The sequence below is a fragment of the Roseicyclus sp. genome (assembly GCF_018402035.1).
Lineage (GTDB): Bacteria > Pseudomonadota > Alphaproteobacteria > Rhodobacterales > Rhodobacteraceae > Roseicyclus.
This window is the reverse complement of sequence record NZ_JAGYJN010000037.1, coordinates 1-4,485: the sequence shown is the minus strand read 5'-3', so window position 1 is coordinate 4,485 and position 4,485 is coordinate 1. Positions and strand designations below refer to the sequence as shown.

The following is a 4,485-nucleotide window of genomic DNA, read 5'->3' as shown; positions in this document are numbered from 1 at the left end:
ATGCCCGCGATCTCATCTTTCAGCATCATGCGCTCTTTGCGCATTTTCTGCGCGGTGAAGTCATCGACTGGTGCGATGCCCGTCTCGGCGCGATGTACGGACCGGTTCAGGTCGTGATAGCTTTCAACCAGCCGTGCGAAATGTGGGTTGGCCAGTTTCAAGGCGTGGATTTGCGCGGCCGCGCCGGGAAAATCCTCGGCCAATTCATGTGGTGTATGTGACATCTGCACCCCTTTCCTGTCGGTCTTTGTCGACCCGACTTTACGGGGTGGCGCGCATGGCGCTTTGCGCCAGATCAAAGACGTCTGCCTGCGTCACTTATTCAGCGGCGTGGTTCCTGATCCCGCGCCACGCCGATGTCAGCGCCTCGGGGCTCAGCGCATGCGACATGTCGGGGCCGTCAAACCGATCCGCATCGGTTTCAGCCAAACGTCCGTGAAAGACGACAGAAGGCAGGCCCGCCCCTTGTGCCGCTTCGCGGGTGAGGGCGGTATCCACCACCGCGACGGCGCGCCCCTGTCCGATGCCCAGCTTGGTGATCGCGGCCACCATGCCCGCAGGATGGGGGGCCATATGGCTGGCATCTTCGCGCAAAATGGCGACATCAAAGGCCACGCCGCCGCGTTCGCGTGCCGTGGCTTTCAACAATGCCCGCACAGGCTCCGTCTCCGAGCGGCTGACCAGCGCCAGTTTCACCCCGCCACGTGCCGCCCAATTCATCACCCGCGCCACGCCGGGGCGCAACGGCACGCCACCGGCCAGCATGGTTGCGAATTGGCGTTGGTGGGTGCGGTCGAGCGCCTCGGCGTCGACGACCTGACCCAGATGCGCACCGTAGCGCGCGGCAAGCTGGCGATCACCGCCTTGCCGCATCAATTCTGCATAAACATCCCAAGACCAGTTCCATGCGATCCCATGCGCGCGAAAGGCTGCGTTCCACGCCGCACGGTCAAGGTCTGCAACCTCTGCCAGCGTGCCGATGCCGCTAAAAATCACTGCTTCCAAGGTCATGTCGTTCCTCCGCAGGCTCACACGATCTGCGGGGACGCGACAAGGCAAGCGATGGATCACCCAAGGGCGCGATCACGCGCGATACTGGCGACGCCTTGGGCGGTGGCGTGCGCAGATGCACAATTTGCAGGCGAAACGAAAAATGACATTCACGTGACAGGCGTATCGCTTTGCGGCGATGTTGGCGCTTTGCGCCGCGCCTCGCGCCATGTGACGATGCTAATTGCCGCGATGATCAGCGCGCCGCCCAGCATCACGTAGGCATCGGCTGGTTCGCCAAACACCAACACCCCCAGCAAGCTGGCCCAGATCAGCTGCAAAAAGGTGACCGGTTGGGTGACGGCCAGCGGTGCGGCCGTAAAGGCAAGCGTCATGGTGTAATGCCCCGCCGTGGCAAGGCTGGCGGTCAAGAACAACCAGCCCAAGACCTCCCATCCCACGGGCACCCAGACCGCGACTGCAAAGGGCAGCAAGATGACTGGGACAATCACCGACAGCATGAACACCACCACCTGTGGTTTGGCCTTGCCGCTGAGAAACTTCGCCATGAAATAGCTCGCCGCCATCGCCATCGCAGTAAAGAGCATCGCGATATGGCCGATATCGATCTCGCGAAAGCCCGGCCGCACGATGATCAAAGTGCCGGCAAAGGCCGCCGCCACAGCCCCGATCCGCCATGGACCCAAGCGTTCGCCCAGAAACAACACAGCCAAGATCATCACATAAATCGGGTTGAGGTAGTTAAGCGCGGTGACATCGGCGATGGGAATGCGGGTCATGGAATAAAACCACAAGATCACCGCCACCGCGTGAAACGCCCCGCGCAGACCGAAAAGGCCCCATGTCCGCCGCTCCAGACGCGCCGCACGCACGGCGGGCCACATCGGGATCAGAAAGATCAGCCCCAGCGCATAGCGCAAAAAGGCCGATTGCGCGGCTGGCACCTCGGTGCCGACCATTTTCACGCTGGCAGTGACGGCGACGAAACACAGGCCCGTCAAGATCATCCATGCCACGCCGACCAAGGGCCGCGATGCGGGCGTCAAGCTGTCGGTGCGGGGTGCGTCGGATGGGTGCGGGGCCATGCCTATGACATGACGCAGGCCATGGTGACTGTCCAGCGGCTCAGGCTGTGATGGTCAACTTGACCGCAAGCGCCAGCATCGTGGCCCCTACCACCCCGTCCAAAATACGCCAAGCCTTAGGTCGGGCAAAGATCGGTGCAAGCCCGCGCGCGCCATACCCCAAGAGGACGAAAAACAAGACCGAGGCCGAGAGCGCGCCTGCCCCGAACATCCAACGCCCCGGCCCATAGGTCGCCGCGACTGCACCAATCAGCCCGACAGTATCGAGATAGACATGCGGATTGGCCCAAGTCAGCACCAGCGCCGTGCCCGCGGCGGCTTGCAGCGATCCCTTGGCCGCCCCGCCGGTGTCGAGGGCCGCATTGGCCACCCATGCCGCTTGCAAGCTGCGCAGCCCATAGACGACCAAGAACGCCGCCCCACCCCATCGCATCGCGTCGAGCATCCAAGGTGCCATGGCGGACAAGGCGCCAAAGCCCGCAACACCGGCAAAGATCAGCACTGCCTCGGACAGGCAGCAGATCGCCACGACCGCCCCCACATGCGCGCGCATCAACCCCTGACGCAGCACAAAAGCGTTTTGTGCCCCAATCGCGAGGATCAAGCTAAACGAAAGGGCAAAGCCCGCAAACCAAGCGGTTGTCGTCAAGGCAGGAATTGGGTTGGATCAAGGGCCTCAAAGCCGCGTCTGACCTCGAAATGCAGGAAAGAGGGGCTGCCTGCGCCGACCTCGGCCAGCTTTTGGCCTTGGGTCACCCGATCACCGCGCGCAACCGCGATATTGCTGATATTGGCATAGATCGTCATCAGCCCATCGGGGTGGCGGACAACCAGAATGGGGATTTGGTCGGTACTTTGCGTGATGGCTGCCACCTCGCCGTCGCCTGCGGCGCGCACGGCTGTCCCACTGGGGGCTGCAATGTCGATCCCCTCATTGCCGCGCCCATAGGGGCGGATGATGTCACCCGCGACAGGCTGGGTAAAGCGGGCGGTGCTGGTGGGTTGCGGGGCCGGTGCCGGCTGTGCGGCAGGTGGTGGTGCCGCCACAGGGGCCGCGCTTGTTTGTTGTGGTAAAGGCGCGGCTTGGATCGGTTCGGGAAGCGGTGTCGCCGCCGATGGCGGGAGCGGCGCGACGCTGGCCCCCGGCGCGGCCGTTGCAACAACGGCGTCAGCGGCACTTTCGTCAAGCACGATCGGAATGATCAGGAATTGCCCCTCGCGCACGGCGAGATCGGGGCCAAGCCCGTTCCATTCGGCCAAGCTGCGCACCGAAACATTGTAAAGCCGCGCAATGGAATAGGCGGTTTCACCGCGCGCGATGCGGTGGCGGACAGGCTCTTGGCCGGGCTGCACTGCCAGGCTGGTGGCGGTTGTGGCACCAACGGGGCTCCGCGCTTCAGCCGCCGCGATGGCGCTTGAGGCGATGGCGGTGATATCGGTACCCGTCGCGGTGGGTGCCCCCGGATCGACGCGGCGCGGCAGGGCCAAAACCTCATCGGGGCGCAAAACATCGCTGGGGTTGCGGCCATTGAAACGGGCCAATTCTTCGGGCTGCATGCCGATGCGCGCGGCGACATCTGCCACGGTATCACCGCGCCGGGCCACGACCATCTGGTAGCTGTCATAGGTGATCAGCCCGTTGGCATCGGGGGCAGGGCGGGGTGCCGCCTCGCCCGCGCCACGGGTCGAGATCCGCTCGGGGCGCATGTCGAAGTCGAAATCCGCAGGAACGCAGCCCGCCAAAAGCGGGATGGAAAGGCCGATGGCAATCAGTTTGGCGCGGCGCATCGCTCGGGTCGTCCTCAATAGCTTTGGCCAGATCGCGGCCAGTCACAAAAAGCATCCGGCCCCGTTTGCCGGGATCTTGGGCTTGGCCCTTTCTACATCGAAAACATGCGCGGGATAAAGCCCTGCGGCTCATCGGTTTTGCATGGCAGCGCTAATCGCGCGGCAAACCGTCCATCAAGGGGACAAAACGCACCGGCATTAGCTCTTCATAGTCGAAACCAGCCCCGTCGGCGCGGCGCGTGACCTTGATCAGGCTTTGGACGGTGTCGGATTGGCCCACTGGCACCACCATCACACCACCGGGCTTGAGCTGCTGCAAAAGCGGGCCGGGCGGGTCTTCGGCGGCGGCGGTCACCAAGATACGATCAAACGGCCCCTGATCGGGTAGCCCAAAAGAGCCATCGCCGGTCAGTACCGTGATATTGCTGAGCCTGAGGGCGGCAAAGCGCGCCTCGGCCTCGCGGGTCAAGATGCGGTGGCGGTCGATGGTATAGACGCGGCGTGCAAGCTGGCCCAAGATCGCCGCTTGATAGCCCGAACCCGTCCCGATCTCGAGCACGGTATCGCGCGGCTGCACGCCAAGCGCTTGGGTCATCAGCCC

At 63.7% G+C, this 4,485-nt stretch carries 6 protein-coding genes; all 6 read right to left on the bottom strand.

Going from position 1 to position 4,485, the window contains the following annotated elements; all coding sequences use genetic code 11:
- On the bottom strand, positions 1-224 hold a 224-nt coding region (locus tag KG698_RS14735), incomplete at its 3' end, for a DUF465 domain-containing protein (protein ID WP_213686302.1).
- A gap of 94 nt (positions 225-318) precedes the next feature.
- On the bottom strand, positions 319-1,011 hold the full coding sequence (locus tag KG698_RS14730) for an HAD family hydrolase (protein WP_213686301.1): 693 nt from the start codon (positions 1,009-1,011) through the stop codon (positions 319-321).
- Between the two features lie 149 nt (positions 1,012-1,160).
- Positions 1,161-2,096: a DMT family transporter gene (locus KG698_RS14725; protein ID WP_213686300.1), complete on the bottom strand. Its 936-nt coding sequence runs from the start codon at positions 2,094-2,096 to the stop codon at positions 1,161-1,163.
- A gap of 40 nt (positions 2,097-2,136) precedes the next feature.
- Positions 2,137-2,754 carry a LysE family transporter gene (locus KG698_RS14720; protein WP_213686303.1) on the bottom strand — a complete coding sequence of 206 codons (618 nt, stop codon included), beginning with the start codon at positions 2,752-2,754 and terminating at the stop codon, positions 2,137-2,139.
- Positions 2,742-3,884 carry a peptidoglycan DD-metalloendopeptidase family protein gene (locus KG698_RS14715; RefSeq protein ID WP_213686299.1) on the bottom strand — a complete coding sequence of 381 codons (1,143 nt, stop codon included), beginning with the start codon at positions 3,882-3,884 and terminating at the stop codon, positions 2,742-2,744. Before KG698_RS14715 ends, KG698_RS14720 begins: the two co-directional genes overlap by 13 nt.
- Before the next feature lie 151 nt (positions 3,885-4,035).
- Positions 4,036-4,485 (bottom strand): methyltransferase domain-containing protein (locus KG698_RS14710; protein ID WP_213686298.1); only part of this gene is annotated, 450 nt, incomplete at its 5' end.

Coding starts and splice junctions, on each gene's coding strand:
- KG698_RS14715 (WP_213686299.1), bottom strand. CDS start 3,884: ATGCGCCGCGCCAAACTGATTGCCATCGGCCTTTCCATCCCGCTTTTG.
- KG698_RS14730 (WP_213686301.1), bottom strand. CDS start 1,011: ATGACCTTGGAAGCAGTGATTTTTAGCGGCATCGGCACGCTGGCAGAG.
- KG698_RS14725 (WP_213686300.1), bottom strand. CDS start 2,096: ATGGCCCCGCACCCATCCGACGCACCCCGCACCGACAGCTTGACGCCC.